The organism is Mycolicibacterium tokaiense (assembly GCF_010725885.1).
GTDB lineage: Bacteria > Actinomycetota > Actinomycetes > Mycobacteriales > Mycobacteriaceae > Mycobacterium > Mycobacterium tokaiense.
In genome coordinates, this window is the sequence record NZ_AP022600.1 from 5462727 (window position 1) to 5479077 (window position 16351).

Annotated in this window: 15 protein-coding genes and 1 pseudogene; 11 read left to right on the forward strand and 5 right to left on the reverse strand. The window is 69.3% G+C overall.

What is annotated here, in order from left to right:
* Nucleotides 1-10: 10 nt before the first annotated feature.
* Nucleotides 11-838, forward strand: coding sequence for a DUF1206 domain-containing protein (locus G6N58_RS26365; RefSeq protein WP_163908437.1), 828 nt, complete (start codon nt 11-13; stop codon nt 836-838).
* Here the strand turns inward: G6N58_RS26365 and G6N58_RS26370 are convergent.
* Together G6N58_RS26370 and G6N58_RS26375 are read right to left on the reverse strand one after the other, a co-directional pair.
* A complete protein-coding gene (locus tag G6N58_RS26370; RefSeq protein WP_163908439.1) occupies nt 823-1632 on the reverse strand; it encodes a nuclear transport factor 2 family protein in 810 nt (269 codons plus the stop codon). The genes G6N58_RS26365 and G6N58_RS26370 overlap by 16 nt on opposite strands.
* Nucleotides 1629-2192: an isochorismatase family protein gene (locus tag G6N58_RS26375; protein WP_115280872.1), complete on the reverse strand. Its 564-nt coding sequence runs from the start codon at nt 2190-2192 to the stop codon at nt 1629-1631. Before G6N58_RS26375 ends, G6N58_RS26370 begins: the two co-directional genes overlap by 4 nt.
* Nucleotides 2193-2248: 56 nt before the next feature.
* On the opposite strand from G6N58_RS26375, the gene G6N58_RS26380 reads away from it, so the two are divergent.
* From G6N58_RS26380 to mmpH, 4 genes are all read left to right on the forward strand, one after another.
* Nucleotides 2249-5122 (forward strand): aminotransferase, encoded by a 2874-nt coding sequence (locus tag G6N58_RS26380; RefSeq protein WP_115280871.1) that lies wholly within the window; start codon nt 2249-2251, stop codon nt 5120-5122.
* Nucleotides 5123-5277: 155 nt separating this feature from the next.
* A complete protein-coding gene (gene manT / locus G6N58_RS26385) occupies nt 5278-6516 on the forward strand; it encodes an MMP alpha-(1->4)-mannosyltransferase (protein ID WP_115280870.1) in 1239 nt (412 codons plus the stop codon).
* Nucleotides 6510-7217, forward strand: a complete 708-nt coding sequence (locus G6N58_RS26390; RefSeq protein ID WP_115280869.1) for a class I SAM-dependent methyltransferase — start codon at nt 6510-6512, stop codon at nt 7215-7217. Before manT ends, G6N58_RS26390 begins: the two co-directional genes overlap by 7 nt.
* Nucleotides 7218-7224: 7 nt before the next feature.
* Nucleotides 7225-8298 carry an MMP endo-(1,4)-3-O-methyl-alpha-D-mannosidase gene (mmpH, locus tag G6N58_RS26395; RefSeq protein ID WP_115282045.1) on the forward strand — a complete coding sequence of 358 codons (1074 nt, stop codon included), beginning with the start codon at nt 7225-7227 and terminating at the stop codon, nt 8296-8298.
* Here the strand turns inward: mmpH and G6N58_RS26400 are convergent.
* Nucleotides 8285-8956, reverse strand: a complete 672-nt coding sequence (locus G6N58_RS26400; RefSeq protein WP_115280868.1) for a class I SAM-dependent methyltransferase — start codon at nt 8954-8956, stop codon at nt 8285-8287. The genes mmpH and G6N58_RS26400 overlap by 14 nt on opposite strands.
* Before the next feature lie 82 nt (nt 8957-9038).
* On the opposite strand from G6N58_RS26400, the gene G6N58_RS26405 reads away from it, so the two are divergent.
* The 4 genes from G6N58_RS26405 (at nt 9039) to G6N58_RS26420 (ending at nt 11889) form a co-directional block, all read left to right on the forward strand.
* Entirely contained in the window at nt 9039-9611 is a 573-nt protein-coding gene (locus tag G6N58_RS26405) for a TetR/AcrR family transcriptional regulator (protein WP_115280867.1), read from the forward strand.
* Between the two features lie 23 nt (nt 9612-9634).
* A complete protein-coding gene (locus tag G6N58_RS26410; protein ID WP_115280866.1) occupies nt 9635-10141 on the forward strand; it encodes a DUF6328 family protein in 507 nt (168 codons plus the stop codon).
* 43 nt (nt 10142-10184) lie between these two features.
* Nucleotides 10185-11135 carry a DoxX family protein gene (locus G6N58_RS26415; RefSeq protein ID WP_115280865.1) on the forward strand — a complete coding sequence of 317 codons (951 nt, stop codon included), beginning with the start codon at nt 10185-10187 and terminating at the stop codon, nt 11133-11135.
* Between the two features lie 100 nt (nt 11136-11235).
* Nucleotides 11236-11889 (forward strand): RDD family protein, encoded by a 654-nt coding sequence (locus G6N58_RS26420; protein WP_115280864.1) that lies wholly within the window; start codon nt 11236-11238, stop codon nt 11887-11889.
* A gap of 65 nt (nt 11890-11954) precedes the next feature.
* Here the strand turns inward: G6N58_RS26420 and G6N58_RS26425 are convergent, their stop codons facing one another.
* Nucleotides 11955-12476, reverse strand: coding sequence for a DUF4333 domain-containing protein (locus tag G6N58_RS26425; RefSeq protein ID WP_115280863.1), 522 nt, complete (start codon nt 12474-12476; stop codon nt 11955-11957).
* A gap of 92 nt (nt 12477-12568) precedes the next feature.
* Here G6N58_RS26425 and G6N58_RS26430 point away from each other — a divergent pair, with 92 nt between their 5' ends.
* Both G6N58_RS26430 and G6N58_RS26435 read left to right on the forward strand, forming a co-directional pair.
* Nucleotides 12569-13453, forward strand: coding sequence for an SCO6745 family protein (locus G6N58_RS26430; RefSeq protein WP_115280862.1), 885 nt, complete (start codon nt 12569-12571; stop codon nt 13451-13453).
* Nucleotides 13454-13523: 70 nt separating this feature from the next.
* A complete protein-coding gene (locus tag G6N58_RS26435; protein WP_115280861.1) occupies nt 13524-14348 on the forward strand; it encodes an alpha/beta fold hydrolase in 825 nt (274 codons plus the stop codon).
* On the opposite strand, the pseudogene G6N58_RS26440 reads toward G6N58_RS26435, so the two are convergent.
* Nucleotides 14325-16288: pseudogene (locus G6N58_RS26440) on the reverse strand (DUF7064 domain-containing protein). The gene G6N58_RS26435 and the pseudogene G6N58_RS26440 overlap by 24 nt on opposite strands.
* Nucleotides 16289-16351 lie beyond the last annotated feature (63 nt).

A 16351-nucleotide genomic window follows, 5' to 3' on the forward strand; every position in this document is an offset into this window, starting at 1 on the left:
CGGAATTGACATGGTCGACAATCGGGTTCACGGCGCGGTGGACCGCGCCACCAACACCACAGCATTCGAGTACGCCGCCCGGGCGGGCTACGCCACCAGCGGGGTGCTGCACCTGTTGCTCGGCTACATCATCGTCCGGTTGGCCTTCGGCGGCGGGGGCGCCAGCCAGAACGCCGACCAGTCCGGAGCCCTGGCCACCCTGGCCTCCAGCGGCGGCGGCGCGGTGTCACTGTGGCTGGCCGCCATCGGTCTGTTCGGCCTGGCCGCCTGGCGGCTGGCCGAAACAGTGGTGGGCTCGCACCCCAATGAGCCCACCGACGACGACAAGGGCGCCAAGAAACAGTTCAAACGGGCCAAGTCCCTGGCGCTGGCCATCGTGTACTGCGGCCTGGCGGTGTCGGCCATCCGGTTCGCCACCGGCAGCGGTCAGAACAGCGGCCAGCAGAACTCCGGAATGTCGGCGCAGTTGATGCAATCCGCCTGGGGCAAGGCGGTTCTCATCATCGTCGGCCTGGTGGTCATCGGCGTGGGCGGCTACCACGTGTACAAGGGCGCATCCGAGAAATTCCTCGACGACCTCAAGGTCTCGGGGGGTTCGGTGATCACCCCGCTGGGCAAGGTCGGCTACATCGCCAAGGGTGTGGTGCTCGCCGGTGCCGGTCTGCTGGTCATCTTCGCCACCCTGACGGCCGACCCGGCCAAGGCGTCCGGCATCGACGCGGCGGTCAAGACGCTCGGCGAAGCACCGTTCGGGCAGTTCCTCCTGGTGGCCGCCGCGGTGGGCTTTGCCGCCTACGGCGCCTTCTGCTTCGCGATGGCACGCTACGCCCGACTCTGATCGGGGTCCGCGCCGGCGGCGAACAGCCGCACCGTCCACGGGTCGGTGTCGATCAACACCACCGCCGGCCCGTCGGCGCCCCGCAGCGAGACCGCCGTGGTGAACCCCGCGGTGATCCGAGACGCCACCCGTGCGCCTACCAGACGGGCACCCAGCGCGTCGACCCCGATCGGATCGCCGTCGCCCGCGGTGACCCTCGATCCCGCACCCAGCATCCGGCGGCCGGCCAACTGGTCGCCACCGGTCAGAGCTGACAGCAGGGTGTCGACCTCACGACGGTGTCTGCGCGCGGGCCGGTGCAGCCCGGTGAGGAACCCGGCCACGCCGCGCGGTCGCTGGTTGACCAGCATCGCCCGGCTGAGCCCCAACGCCACCGGCACGGCAGGTACTCCCCTGCGCGCGAACCGCCACAACATCGGCGGTAACTCCCAGAACGCCTGCAGCTCTCTGATTTTGAGCTCGCCACCGACATCCACGAGGGCGTAGCGCAGGATGGCCGCGACATCGATCGAGACTGCGGGACCCATCCGCACTTCCAGTGTCACGTCCCTGATCACCGTGGAGCCGCAGACGATGTCGGCGTGGGGGTGGAAGGTGATGTCGCGGGGTGCGATGAAGGTGTCGAAGAACAGCCCGATGGCTTCCGGCCCGCGATGCGGCACCGATCCCACCGGATCCTCCACCGACGCGTCATCGGTGAACAGCCCCACCCAGCCGGACCGGTCCCGACGCGCCGCAGCCTGTGGCGACTGCTCGACCGCAGCCAGCAGATCGGCGTCGGTGTGCGCCGTCACGCCGAGGCGCCGAGGATCTCGACGCCGGCAGCGCCCAGCTCCTGCACCGCCTGCTCGGTGGAGTCCGGCGCCACGCCGGCGGTGAGGTGGAGCAGGACCCGGGTGGCCAGGCCCGCGCGCACCGCGTCGGCCGCGGTGGCCCGCACGCAGTAGTCGGTGGCGATCCCCACCACGTCCACCGCGTCTACTTCACGGGCAGCCAGCCAGTCGGCCAACGAAACTCCCGCATCGTCGGCGCCTTCGAACCCGCTGTAGGCGGCCGCGTACTGCCCCTTGTGGAAGACGGCTTCGACGGCCGCGGTGGACAGCTCGGGATGGAAGTCGGCCCCGGGGGTGTCCACCACACAGTGCCGCGGCCAGGACACCCGGAAGTCGGGGGTCTCGGAAAAGTGCTCACCCGGGTCGATGTGGAAATCCTTGGTGGCCACCACATGGTCATAGCCGTGCGAGCCGGCGAGCAGGCGGCTGATGTCCCGGGCCACGGTGGCGCCACCCGCCACCGCCAGGGCACCGCCCTCGCAGAAGTCGTTCTGGACGTCGACGATGATCAGCGCGCGCATTCCCCCACCGTATCGGGACGTACAGTGGATCGGCACAATTCGGGACAGGAGCAGCGTTGAGCACCTTTGACTTCTTTCAATCCACCGAGCTGCCGGTGCCCGATCTCGACAGCGCGGACGCCGCGCGGATCGCGCGCGTGCATTTCGGCGTCGACGTGACGGCCACCGCGCTGGGCAGCCAGCAGGACGCGAACTTCCTGCTGGCCGGAGACACCGGGGCCGTGGGAGTGCTCAAGGTGGCCAATCCCGCCTTCAGCCGCGTGGAGATCGAGGCCCAGGACGCCGCCGCCGATCACATCGCCGGGCGCGAACCCACCGTCCGCACCGCACGCAACGTCGGCCCGGCGGCGGGCCCCATCGCCGATGTGGGCACCGGAACCAGTCTCTACGCCCGGATCATCGACTTCCTGCCCGGCGGGACGCTCGGCGGCGACGGGTACGTCGCCCCGTCGCGGTGGGCTGCCCTGGGCACGCTGGCGGGCCGGACGGTGCGGGCACTGGTTGACTTCGATCACCCAGGGGTCGACCGGGTGCTGCAGTGGGACCTGCGCCATGCCGACCGGACCCTGGAGTTGCTGACCCCGTACGTGTCGGACCCGAACAAGCGGGCGCTGCTCGAGAGCGCGGGTGGCGCGGCCTGGGACGCGGTCTCCGAGCGGGCCGATCAGCTGCCCGTGCAGGTGATCCACGGCGATCTCACCGACGACAACGTGGTGTGCTCGGACCGGACCCGGCTGCCGGACGGCATCATCGACCTCGGGGACCTCACCCGGTCCTGGGCGGTGGGCGAGCTGGCCATCGCCGCGTCTGCCGTGCTGCGGCACGCCGACGGCGAGCCCGCGAGCGCGCTGCCCCTGATCGCCGCGTTCCACCGGCAGCGGCCGCTGGATGCCGCCGAGATCGAGGTGCTGTGGCCGCTGGTGATCCTGCGCGCAGCCATCCTGGTGGTCAGTGGCCACCAGCAGGTCGCGATCGACCCGGGCAACGACTACGCCGCGGGCGCCCAGGACGACGAGTGGCGGATCTTCGAACGGGCCACGTCCGTTCCCGCGGCGGTGATGGCCCGGCTGATCGAGCATGCACTCGGCGCCGACACCGCCGTCGCGGCACCGGACTGCGGCCCGCTGATCGCGGGTGTCGAGCCCGAGCTGCTCGATCTGTCCATCCAGTCCGATGCCATGGACGCCGGCCGCTGGCTCGAGCCTGACGCCGAGGACAGCCTGGCCGCCGAGCGCGACGCCGAGGTGGTGGTCACCGCCTACGCGGCGCCCCGGCTGACCCGATCCGCGGTACTCAGCAGCCGGTCACCGGCCACCGTGCCGACGGGGATCGACATCTGGCTGTCCCGACCCGCCGCCCTGTGCGCGCCGTGGTCCGGCACCGTCATCTCCGAGGGCGGCGAGGTGCTGCTGACCGGAGCCGGGCTGACCCTGCGGATCGTCGGCGACGCCTCCGCCACGGTCGGCACCGTCACCCGCGGCGAGGAGCTGGCCACGGCTGGTCCCGGCCGTCTGTGGGTGCAGGTGACAGCCGAGAATGCCTGCCCGGTTCCGGATTTCATCCGCCCCGAGTACGCGCCGGGGTGGCTCGCGCTGACCCGCGATCCGGGTGCCCTGGTGGGGCTGTCCGCCGCCGTAGAGGGTCCCGACAGCTCCGCTCTGCTGGCCCGCCGCGCACGGTCCTTCGCCGCAGTCCAGGAGCAGTACTACAGCGCCCCGCCGCGCATCGAGCGCGGGTGGCGGGAACACCTGCAGGACACCGAGGCCCGCAGTTACCTCGACATGGTCAACAACGTCACCAGCATCGGCCACGGACATCCCGAGCTGGCCGACGCGGTGGCCCGCCAGTGGCGCCGGCTCAACACCAACTCGCGCTTCAATTACGCTGCGGTGGTCGAGTTCTCCGAGCGGTTGGCCGCCACCCTGCCCGATCCCCTGGACACCGTGTTCCTGGTGAACTCCGGCTCCGAGGCGGTGGATCTGGCTCTGCGCCTGGCGTTCACCACCACCGGCCGCCAGGATGTGGTGGCCGTCGCAGAGGCCTACCACGGGTGGACCTACGCCACCGACGCGGTGTCCACGTCCACCGCCGACAATCCCAACGCCCTGACCACCCGGCCGCAGTGGGTCCATACCGTGCCCTCCCCCAACAGCTTTCGCGGACACCACCGCGGAGCCGACGCGGTTGCCTACGCCCCCGAGGCGGTGGCCGTGATCGAGCACCTGAGCACCCAGGGCACCCCACCCGCGGCGTTCATCGCCGAACCCTTCTACGGCAACGCCGGCGGCGTGGCGCTGCCGGACGGCTACCTCGCGGCGGTGTACGCCGCAGTGCGGGCGGCGGGCGGGCTGGCCATCGCCGACGAGGTGCAGGTGGGCTACGGCCGGCTCGGGCACTGGTTCTGGGGCTTCCAGCAGCAGGGCGTGCTGCCCGACATCGTGACTGTGGCCAAGGCGATGGGCAATGGCCAGCCCCTCGGCGCCGTCATCACCACCAAGGCCATCGCCGACGCCTATCGCGGCCAGGGGTACTTCTTCTCCTCCGCCGGCGGCAGCCCGGTGTCCAGCGTGGTGGGGCTGACAGTGCTGGAGGTGATCCAGCGCGACGGCCTGCAACACAACGCCGCCCAGGTGGGCGAGCACCTGCGCCGACGGCTGACGGAGCTGGCCCAGCGGCACCCGCTGATCGGCGCCGTGCACGGCAGCGGCCTCTACATGGGGGTGGAGCTGGTCCGGGACCGCCGGACGCTGGAGCCGGCCGACACCGAGACCGCGGCGATCTGCGAGCGCATGCGTGAGCTGGGAGTTATCGTCCAGCCCACGGGCGATCACCTGTGCGTGTTGAAGATGAAACCGCCGATGTGCCTGACGGTGGAATCCGCCGACTTCTTCGTCGACATGTTGGATCGGGTATTGCGCACCGGGTGGTGAACCGGCAGCTCACAGCCCGCGTCGGCGGGTCCCGGCCGGGGGCGCGTTGCGCTGGTTAGCTGCGCGAATTAAAGTCCAGACACATGTCCAGACACAGCAGCGCGTTACTCCCCGTCTTCAGCGGCGCCGCGGCTGGTCGGGTATAGGTGAAAGGCATGCGCATCGCCCTGCTGTCGTACCGCAGCAAGACCCACTGCGGCGGCCAAGGGGTGTACGTCCGTCACCTGAGCCGTGGCCTGGCCGATCTGGGCCACCACGTCGAGGTGTTCTCCGGGCAGCCCTATCCGGAAGGCCTGGACCCCCGGGTGCGGCTGTGCAAGGTGCCCAGTCTGGACCTCTACCGGGAACCGGATCCGTTCCGAGTACCGCGGCCCGGCGAGATCCGCAGCGGGATCGACCTGCTCGAGCTCGGCACCATGTGGACCGCGGGCTTCCCGGAACCGCGCACCTTCGGCCTGCGCGCCGCCCGGTTGCTTGCCGAGCGGCGCAGCGAGTTCGATGTGGTGCACGACAACCAGAGCCTCGGTACCGGGTTACGCCGGATCGCCGCGGCGGGCCTGCCGGTGGTGGCCACCGTGCACCACCCCATCACCCGCGACCGGGTGCTCGACCTGGCCGCCGCCAAGTGGTGGCGCAAGCCCCTGGTGCACCGGTGGTACGGCTTTGCCCAGATGCAGAAGCGGGTGGCCAGGGGCATCCCTGACCTGTTGACCGTCTCCACCACCTCGGCCGCCGACATCGCGGCGGATTTCGGCGTCAGCCCCGATCAGCTACATGTGGTGCCACTCGGCGTGGACACCCACGTGTTCGCCCCCACCGACAACCCGCGGGTCCGCGGCCGCATCATCGCCATCGCCAGCGCGGACGTGCCGCTCAAGGGTGTGGCGAACCTGCTGCAGGCGGTGGCCAAGCTGCGCACCGAACGCGACGTCGAACTGCAACTGGTGGCACGGCTGGAGAGCAAGGGCCCCACCGAGAAGCTGATCGCCGAGCTGGGCATCTCCGACATCGTGCACATCTCCAGCGGAGTGTCCGACGCCGAGCTGGCCGCCCTGCTGGCATCGGCCGAGATCGCCTGCATTCCTTCCCTGTACGAGGGTTTCTCGCTGCCCGCGGTCGAAGCCATGGCCAGCGGAACACCCATCGTGGCCAGCCGGGCCGGGGCACTTCCCGAGGTGTTGGGCACCGACGGGGACGCTGCGGTGCTGGTGGCGCCGGGCAACGTCGAGGAACTCACCACGAGCCTGGGCGAGCTGCTGAGCTCGCCGGACGAACTGCACCGCATGGGGATTGCCGGCCGTCGGCGCGCGGTGGACATTTACAGCTGGGAATCGGTTGCCGCACAGACGGTTTCGGTGTACCAGCGCGCAATCGATCGGGGACGTACATGCTGACAGTGGACTTCGACCGGCTCGGTGTCGGCCCGGGCACGCAGGTGATCGACGTCGGCGCCGGAGCCGGCCGGCACAGTTTCGAGGCCTACCGCCGCGGCGCACATGTGATCGCGTTCGACCAGGACAAGGAAGAACTCGAGAACGTCAGCACGATGTTCGAGGCCATGGCCGCGGCCGGCGAGGCACCTGAGGGCGCCGAGGCCGAGGCGGTGGCCGGTGACGCCCTGGCCCTGCCCTATGCCGACGGCACGTTCGACGTGGTGATCGCCTCGGAGATCCTCGAACACGTCCCGGCCGACGAGGCCGCGATCGCCGAGCTGGTGCGAGTGCTCAAGGTCGGGGGCACGCTGGCGGTCACGGTGCCGCGCTGGTTGCCGGAACGGCTGTGCTGGCTGCTGTCCGACGACTACCACGCCAACGAGGGCGGCCACATCCGGATCTACAAGGCCGACGAACTGCGCGCCAAGGTGGAGGCCCGCGGGATGCGGTTCATCCACACCCACCACGCGCACGCACTGCATTCACCGTACTGGTGGATCAAATGCGCTGTCGGCGTGGAGAAGACCCAGCATCCCGCGGTGAGCGCCTACCACCGGCTGCTGGTGTGGGACATGATGTCGGCGCCCGCGCTGACGCGCACCGCAGAGGCCGTACTGAATCCGCTGATCGGCAAGAGCGTGGCGCTCTATTTCGAGAAGTAGGGCGATGATGGCGCGGCGCAGCGAGGTTCCCGAGGTGGCCGGCGTCCTGTCGGCCGAGCAGTGCCTGGAGACGGCGCGGTCCATCGCACGGGCACAGGAACCGTCAGGCGCAATCCCGTGGTCGCCGATGGCGCACACCGACCCGTGGGATCACGTGGAGTGCGCCATGGCCCTGACCACCGCGGGCCTGGTGGAACCCGCCAGAGCGGCGTTCGAATGGTGCCGGCGCGAACAGCGGCCCGACGGCTCGTGGCCGCTGCAGTTCCGGGCCGGCGTGATCGAGGACGTCAACAGCGACAGCAATTTCTGCGCCTACATCGCCACCGGGGTGTGGCACCACATGCTGGTCACCGGCGACGACGGCTTCGCTGCGCGGATGTGGCCCACCGTGCGCGATGCCATTGATTTCGTGATCGGGCTGCAGCTCGACGGCGGGGAGATCTGCTGGGCCGCAGGACCGGCCGGGCGCATCGAGGAAGCGCTGGTGACCGGCAATGCGAGCATCTACCAGAGCATCCGGTGTGCGCTGGCACTGGCCAACTACATGGGCGAGCCGCAACCGGAATGGGAGGTGGCCTGTGGACAGCTCGGGCACGCACTGGTCGCGCACCCGGGACTGTTCACCGACAAGCCTCACCATTCGATGGACTGGTACTACCCCATCCTGGGCGGCGCGCTGCGTGGCGCCGGAGCCCACGAACGCATCGCCGAGCGCTGGTCGGATTTTGTGGTCGACGGACTGGGCATCCGGTGTGTCGATGACCGGCCGTGGGTGACCGGGGCCGAGACCTGCGAGCTGGTGCTGGCGCTGGACGCCATGGGTGAAACCGACCGGGCCCATCAACAATTCGCGGACATGCAACACCTGCGGGAGCGCGACGGCTCGTACTGGACGGGCCTGGTGTACACCGACGGCAAGCGGTGGCCGGTCGAGCGCACCACCTGGACCGGGGCCGCGGTGATCCTGGCCGCCGATGCCCTCTCTCAGACCACACCGGGCGCAGGCATCTTCCGCGCCGATGGGCTGCCCCGCGGCCTGGAGGCCGACTTCGGCTGCGAGTGCGTGGTCAGCGAGCGCTGACGATGCGCTCGAGGACCCGCAACGACTTCATGCTCGAGACCTCTGTGAATTCGCCGCTGTCCAGCGCCCGCCGGTAGATCAGGTACGGTGCCTGCCCGCCGTCGCGGGGATCGGGGAACACATCATGGATCAGCAGTGCCCCGCCGGTCTGCAACCACGGCGTCCAACCCTCGAAGTCGCGCTGCGCGGCCTCCTCGGTGTGCCCGCCGTCGATGAACAGCAGGTTCAGCGGCGTCCGCCAATTCCTGGCCACCACCGGCGATTTGCCCACCACCGCAATCACATTGTCGGGCAACGCCATCTCGTCGAGGGTGTGCCGGAATGTCGGCAGCGTGTCGAAGAGGCCGGTGTTGGGGTCGACCATGGTGGTGTCGTGATACTCCCACCCAGGCTGATGCTCCTCGGAGCCGTGGTGGTGGTCGACGGTGTAGAGGACGCTGTCGGTGGTCAGAGCCGCGGCGCCGAGCAGTACGGTGGATTTTCCGCAATAGGTGCCGATCTCCACTCCCACCCCGCCGTCGAGATACGACGCCGCCGCTTCATAGAGCGCCCGGCCCTCGTCGGCGGGCATGAACCCGGTCACCCGCTCGGCCAGAGCGAACAGACGCTCCGTTTGCTGCGCACGGGTGGTTCCGGGTGGGGTGTCGGTACTGGCCATGCACGCAACTTAACCGCTCGTCACCGCGATGGCCAGCGCACATCCTTGCCCGCCCAGATCTGTTGTAGTAGCGTCCGGACATGTGTCCGATCCGGTAGCTCGGGAAGCCACCAGGCGACGACTGACCGCCAAGCAGGCCGACACCGTGGACCGGCTGGGCCGATCCGCTGTCGACGTACTCAGCCGCGAGGGTTTCGCGGGCCTGACCATCCGCATGGTGGCCGCTGAGGCCGGTGTCGGCGCAGCGACGGCGTACACGTACTTCTCCTCCAAAGAGCATCTGGTGGCCGAGGTGTTCTGGCGCCGACTGGCCGGCACTCCGGCGCCGCCCAACGACTCTCCGGACCGCACCACCCGCGTGATCGCCGTGCTGCGGCACATCGCGCTGCTGCTGGCCGACGAACCCGAGCTCGCGGGTGCGGTCACCACTGCCCTGCTGGGCAAGGACCCCGACGTCGAACACCTGCGACAGCGCATCGGGCGGGAGATCAACACACGTCTGACCGGGGCGCTCGGTGATGACGGGGACCCGGCGGTGATCGAGACCCTGGAGCTGATGTACGCGGGTGCGCTGGTGCGCGCAGGTATGGGCTACAACTCCTATCAGGAGATCGCCGAACTGCTGGAGAAGTCGGCGCGGTTGATACTCACCTGAGCCGCAGCGGGTACCCCCTTTCCATGTTCGAACGCGTGGGCGCCGGGCCCGAGCGGGACGAGACGCACACCGAGAAGCTGGACCGCAACTGGGCAAGTCTGCTGCAGGAGCTGCGGGTGGCGCAGACCGGCGTACAGCTGCTGACCGGGCTGCTGCTGACCCTGCCGTTTCACGACCGTTTCGCGGATCTCAGCCCGCTGCTGCGTACCGTCTATCTGGTCACCGTCGGTTGCTCGATCGTCAGCACGGTGCTGCTGGCCAGCCCGGTGGCCATGCATCGGGTGCTGTTCCGGCAGCACCGCCTCGACCAACTGGTGGCAGCGGCCCACAAGACCACCTACGTGGGCCTGATGTTCCTCGGGATCTCTCTGGTAGGGGTGGTGGTCCTGGTGTTCGGCGCCGTGGCGGGCGATGGTGCCGGGGTGCTCGCCGGCGCGGCGGCGCTGGTCGGATTCCTGCTGTTCTGGGTGGTGCTGCCGCTGGCGATGCGGGCCAGACCGAAGCCGCCGACCGCCCCTCGATCACGGTGAATCACGGGGTTTGTTCCACCGGTAAGCGGGGAACACGGCGGTCATGTTGCTTCGCCGAGTAGCCCGTCCCCTGTTGTCCGCCGCCTTCATCGGCCAAGGCATCGAAGCGTTACGCAGCCCCAAACCGGCTGCCGACGCCGCCCGGCCCACCCTCGAAGGTTTGCAGAAACTGCCAGAACCCGTGGGCCCCAACGTTCCCAAGGACGCGGAGACGTTCGCGAAGATCACCGCAGCGGTCCAGATCGGCGGCGGCGTGTTGTTGGCCACCGGCAAGGTGCCGCGGCTGGCATCGGCAGCCCTGGCGGCCACCGTCATTCCCGCCAACCTCGGCTCCCACATGTTCTGGTCCGAGGCCGATCCCGAGCTCAAGGCGCAGAAGCGCAAGGACTTCCTGGTGGACCTGAGCCTGCTCGGCGGGCTGATCATCGCCTCCGCCGACACCGCGGGTAAGCCGTCCATCGGCTGGCGCAGCCGCCGGGCGGCCCACAAGGTCAGCAACAAGGTGACCGCAGCACTGCCCAGCGGTTCAACCCCGGCGCTGATCGACGGCGAAGTCGTCGACAAGGTGGGCAAGAACCTGCAGGGTGGCCTGCACGCCGGAGCCGAACGCAGCCGGGAGCTGGCCGAGCGCAGCGCGCCGTTGCTCGGGGCGGCCCGCGAGCGCGGTGCCGAGCTCGCCGAGATCGCGCTGGACCGCGGGTCGGAGTGGGCGCACGTGGCCCGCGAGCGGGGTGCCGAACTCGCCGAGATCGCCCGGGAGCGGGGCTTGGAACTCGCTGACGTGGCCCGGGATCGCGGAGGCGATTTCGCCGACGTCGCCCGCGACCGCGGTATCGAGCTCGCTGACGTGGCCCGCGACCGCGGCCTGACTCTGGCCGAGGTGGCCCGTGACCGCGGCGGCGATCTGGCCCACTCGGCCCTGAGTCACAGCGAGGACCTGTCCCGCAAGGCCCGGAAGAAGGCGCGTAAGCAGGCCAAGGCGCTGCGCCGCTGAGGCGATCGATCGGCTCCTGCTCACTGTGCGGCAATGCCGCACAGCGAGTCTTGGTCGCGGTAAGTTAGAGCGTCCATGACTTCGAGCAGGAGCCGATCTGATGACTTCGGGTGACTATCCCAACAATCCGGATCCCAACTACCCGCCTGCGCCCGGCGCCTACCCGCCGCCTCCCCCACCGCAGCAGTACGGACCGCCGCCCGGTGGGGCCTACCCACCCCCGCCGCCCGGCAACTACCCGCCGCCGCCCCAGGGCAACTACCCGCCTCCGCCCCCGTCGCAGTACGGGGCGCCGGGCGGGTACCCACCCCCGCAGTTCGGTCCGACGGGCGGGGCCGAGCCGGGCAGCCTTGGCATTCGCTTTGCTGCCCGACTGATCGACAACATCATCACCGGGATCGTCATCTCGATCCTGCTGCTGGTCCTCGGCTTGTGGGACGGCTATGTAATCCCCGGCATCGTGTCCGGTCTGCTGACCTTCGCCTACTTCGTGGGCTTCGAGGTCACCCAGGGCTGGACCCCGGCGAAGAAGATGCTGGGCCTGTCCGTGCGCGGCCCGGGCGGTGCACCGAAGCCGGACTTCCAGCAGTCGGCCATCCGTAACGCCTTCACGCTGTTCTCGATCATCCCGTTCGTCGGCGGCCTGCTGGCGTTCATCGCCTACATCGTGATCGCCGTGACCATCAACGGCAGTCCCACCAAGCAGGGCAAGCACGACGAGCTCGCCGGTGGAACTCAGGTGGTCAAGGGCTGACCAACCCGCCACGCCGATAAGTAGCGGCCCCCACCTCCAGGTGGGGGCCGCTTCATTTTGCCCGTTCAGGCCTGATTGACCTCGAAGTTCATCATCAGCCCATCCACCGTGGTGACGGTGACCACGGTGTCCAGCGGCTCCCCGCCGAGTTGCATGGAACAGTTGGTCTCGGTGCCTTCGGTGCCCTCGAGCCCACCGTCGCAGGTCACCCCGGTGACGTCGTCTCCCGCGGTCTCGGTGACCAGGTTCGCCACCGCCTTCTCCAGCTGTTCCTGCGAGAGTGCCGGGGTCATCTCGTAATTCACCGTGGTGCCGTCCACCTTGGTGACCTCGACCACCGGCTCGATGGCATTGGTGTCACTGAGCACCACCTCGCACGTGGTGGTCTTGCCCACGACCCCTTCGAGATCAGCGCTGCACGTCACCGACTGCGGCTTCTGGTCGGCATCGGCGAGTCGCTGGGTGATGTCCTTCTCGAGATCGGCCTTGCTCACCGTCGGCGGACCGGAGCCGGCACTGAAGCTGCAGCCGACGGCCGCCGAGACGACCACGGCCGCGGTGGCGACCGTGCGGACCAGTGTGCGCATGACGACCTCCCGATGCTCCCGCCACCGGCGGTGTCCCGGTGGGCGCAGGCAACATAACAGGCGACCGGCGGCGACGGTGGAATACTCCAGCCGTGAGACGTTCCCCCGCACTGGCCCGCCGATTCTTCGATCGCTTCGAACCCGTGCACGCGGTGACCTACTTCGCACCCGAGGCCAGGCGGGCAATGGACGACCTGGGTCTGCGCGGGTTCTGGATGGGCTATTTCGCGGCCCGGTCGGCGCCGCTGGGTCGCGCGCCGGCCGAAGTCGTGGCCGCCACGTTCCACAACTTCTCCAGGTGGCGGGTGGCCACCGCACTGGAGGCAGCCTGGCAGCGCACCACCCCGGGCCAGGCCGTGCAGGCCCGTTCCGGCGGGGCGGTGGCCGCACTGCGCCGCTATGGCCTGGACGAGCACCAGAGTCTCTCTGCCACAGCGGAACTGGCCGCCAAGGCGGCACTGGGGGCAGTGCTGGACGGGCGGCCGCTGTTCGCCGCCAACGCCGCTCTTCCCTGGCCAGAGGAGCCGCTGGCTCGGCTCTGGCACGCGACCACCCTGCTGCGCGAACACCGCGGCGACGGGCATGTGGCCGTGCTGACGGCGAACGGGATCAGCGGTCGTGAGGCCAACGTGTTGCACTGTCTCTCCGGTGCGGTCAGTGAGCAGTACATGCGGCGGGCCCGAGATTACGACGACCAGGAGTGGGCGGCATGCCGGCTCGGTCTGGCCGCGCGCGGCCTGGTCGCGGGCGAGGAGTTGTCACCGGCGGGATGGCGCCTCAAGGACGACATCGAAACCGCGACCGACCGGCTGGCGCTCGACGCACTGTCGGTTTTGGACGACGCAGAGGTGGAGGCGCTGTTCGCCGGCCTGACACCGTTGACCCGTCTGGTGGTCGCCGGCGGCGATGTACCGGAACTGACTCCGATGGGACTGCGCCGAGATGAACTCGACGACAACAGTTCCGGCCTGCGCTGAGCACGGGCCTGCCGGCGGGCGTAGTTTCTTCGGTGTCAGACGGTTCCAACTTCGGCAGAAGAGGCGGTCCATGCCCACCCTCACCACCAGCGACGGCGTCGAGATCTTCTACAAGGACTGGGGATCCGGCCAGCCCATCGTGTTCAGTCACGGTTGGCCGTTGTCCTCCGACGACTGGGACACCCAGATGTTGTACTTCCTGTCCCAGGGCTACCGGGTGGTGGCCCACGACCGCCGCGGTCACGGCCGGTCCACCCAGGTGGCCGACGGCCACGACATGGACCACTATGCCGATGATCTGAAGGCCGTGGTGGACCACCTGGATCTGCGCGACGCGATTCACGTCGGGCATTCGACGGGTGGCGGCGAAGTGGTGCGCTATCTGGCCCGTCATGGTCAGGACCGGGCCGCCAAAGCCGCTCTGCTGTGCGCGGTTCCGCCGCTGATGGTCAAGACCGACGCCAACCCCGACGGGCTGCCGAAAGACGTCTTCGACGGCCTGCAGCAGCAGCTGGCCGCCAACCGCTCGGAGTTCTACCGCGCCCTGCCCTCCGGGCCGTTCTACGGGTTCAACCGACCGGGCGCGCAGGCATCGGAGGCCGTGATCGCCAACTGGTGGCGCCAGGGCATGATGGGCGGCGCCAAGGCCCACTACGACGGCATCGTGGCGTTCTCCCAGACGGACTTCACCGCGGACCTGGGCACCATCACCATCCCGGTATTGGTGGTGCACAGCAAGGAAGACCAGATCGTGCCCTACGTGGCGTCCGGGCCACGGACGGCCGAACTGCTCGCCAACGCGACGCTCAAGACCTACGAGGACTTTCCGCACGGCTTGCCGACCACACACGCCGACGTGCTGAACCCGGAGCTACTGGCGTTCTTCCAGGCTTGAGTTCCGGTTCCACTCGAGCCATCCCGTGCCGTGGCGGCCGTCACCGGTGGTGACGGTCGCCCAGGCGCGCGGAAACTGGCTGACCCGGCCGTCGGCGGCCACCAGCCGCACCGGCGCGTGGCCGACGATCGCAGCCGACACCACCAGCCCACCCGGTTCCAGGCTCAACTCGGTGCTGATCGGAAGAGCGTTGTCGCCGAACACTTCCCGTGCGGTCACGGCGGTCAGTTCGGTGAGCTTACCATCGTGCTGTACGTAACCCACGCCGATCGGATCGATGCCCGGCAGCCGCAGGTCCAGCCCGTGCAGACTGGTGCCGTCGTCGAGGTGCAGTGCGCTCCACACCCATTCCATCCCCCACCAGTCACGGGTCCCCCAGGAGTGGTCGCGCTGCCCGGGCGCCTGCTCGAGGTGCACGGTGCGGCCGTCGGCCACCACCGTCCCCGAGACCACACACGGGATCTCGTAGCGCGCCGCGATCGGATACTGGTAGGGCGTGCCCCTGGTGGTCCAGACCAGGTCGAACTCGGCCTCGACAGGCCGGCCCGGTTTCCCCTGCAACAGCGCCTGCGGCTGGTCGTAGGCCTGGCCCGCACCGCGCACCGTCACCGAGTAGCTCTGCAGCGGTGCGGTCGCGGTGTGGGCGACCCTGATCTGGTCGGTGACCAGCCGGTGCGGATCGGCCGGCAGCGGCGCGTCGAAGTCGGACAGGGCGACGGTCGGCATCCCCGGTCCGCACAGCAGGGCCTGAATCCAGCAGCGCTGTTCATTCGGGATGAGCCCAAGCCGGATCCACCCACCCACCTGCTGCTCGGGGTCGACGAAATCGAAATACCAGCTCTCGCTCCACAGCGGTTCCGCATCGTGCGGGTGCGCTCCTTCGTCGGCAGCAGCGGGGGCGCTCACAGGACGTCCAGCGCGCCGGTGTCCAGCACGTGTGCGCAGTGGCGATCCAGCATCGTCAAGAACATCTGGTCGCCACGCTCGGTGCGCACCACAAGCATGGAGGAGACGATCGCCATCATCACCCCGAAGAAGGTCTGCCGGCGCACCCCCTCGCGCACCGCGTCCACCGTCAGCGGCGCATCGGGGCCCAGCGCGTCGTGATAGGACCGCAGCAACTCGTCGTAGTGCGCGCGCCGGGCCTCGACGGGCAGCGCACACCCCAGGAAGTAGGCCAGGTCGGTCAGCGCGGGTCCCCAGGTGACGGTCTGCCAGTCCACCACGGTCAGCGGGCGGTCGGCGCCGGGCCGGCCGAACAGCAGGTTGTCCAGGCGGTAGTCGCCATGGACCAGCCCGTGCGGCAAGGGATCCTCGGCGTTCAGATAAGCGTCGAAGCCGGCCACCAGCCGGTCACAGACCAGCCGGTGGTCTGCGGTGATCGACGCGCCGTAGCGGTCGGCGAAACCGGCGTAGAGGGCGCCGAGTAGCTCACTGGTGACCGGGGCGTCGCGATTGAGCCAGGCCGCGCCCGCCAAGGACGGGTCGCCGAGCACCGGACCGTGCAGGCGGCCCAGCTCGGATACCGCCAGTTCGGCCTGTTCCCTTGTCGCACCCCGAATCTCGTCGCCCACCTCGGCCGGCGCGGCATCGGCGAGCACCAGGTCGAATATGCCGGTGGCCGGGTCGATGGCCGCGTGCAGGCAGGGCGCCACCGGACCTGCATCCGCCGCCAGCCGGGGTGCGATGTCGGTGTAGAACCGGACCTCACGCTCGTAGAGGCCCAGCGCGGCTCCGGTCTGCCTGCTGGTCGGATCCGACGCCGACACCTTGAGCACCACCGACGCCGACCCGTGGTCCAGGGTGACGCGATAGCACTCGCTCATCTGACCGGTGCCGATGCGCTCGAAGTCGAAGTGGCTCACCGGTTTCTGCGTGATCTCACTGAGCCATTCGACGGTCAGGTCGGCGGGCCGCTCCAGCGCGGTGTCAGTACGCACCGCATCAACGTAGGGCAATGGTGACGCCGGACACAATGGTTTGCGCCGACTTTCTTGACGGTT

Coding starts and splice junctions, on each gene's coding strand:
- G6N58_RS26365 (WP_163908437.1), top strand. CDS start 11: ATGGTCGACAATCGGGTTCACGGCGCGGTGGACCGCGCCACCAACACC.
- G6N58_RS26375 (WP_115280872.1), bottom strand. CDS start 2,192: ATGCGCGCGCTGATCATCGTCGACGTCCAGAACGACTTCTGCGAGGGC.
- manT (WP_115280870.1), top strand. CDS start 5,278: ATGCGCATCGCCCTGCTGTCGTACCGCAGCAAGACCCACTGCGGCGGC.
- G6N58_RS26390 (WP_115280869.1), top strand. CDS start 6,510: ATGCTGACAGTGGACTTCGACCGGCTCGGTGTCGGCCCGGGCACGCAG.
- mmpH (WP_115282045.1), top strand. CDS start 7,225: ATGGCGCGGCGCAGCGAGGTTCCCGAGGTGGCCGGCGTCCTGTCGGCC.
- G6N58_RS26400 (WP_115280868.1), bottom strand. CDS start 8,956: ATGGCCAGTACCGACACCCCACCCGGAACCACCCGTGCGCAGCAAACG.
- G6N58_RS26410 (WP_115280866.1), top strand. CDS start 9,635: ATGTTCGAACGCGTGGGCGCCGGGCCCGAGCGGGACGAGACGCACACC.
- G6N58_RS26415 (WP_115280865.1), top strand. CDS start 10,185: ATGTTGCTTCGCCGAGTAGCCCGTCCCCTGTTGTCCGCCGCCTTCATC.
- G6N58_RS26420 (WP_115280864.1), top strand. CDS start 11,236: ATGACTTCGGGTGACTATCCCAACAATCCGGATCCCAACTACCCGCCT.
- G6N58_RS26425 (WP_115280863.1), bottom strand. CDS start 12,476: ATGCGCACACTGGTCCGCACGGTCGCCACCGCGGCCGTGGTCGTCTCG.
- G6N58_RS26435 (WP_115280861.1), top strand. CDS start 13,524: ATGCCCACCCTCACCACCAGCGACGGCGTCGAGATCTTCTACAAGGAC.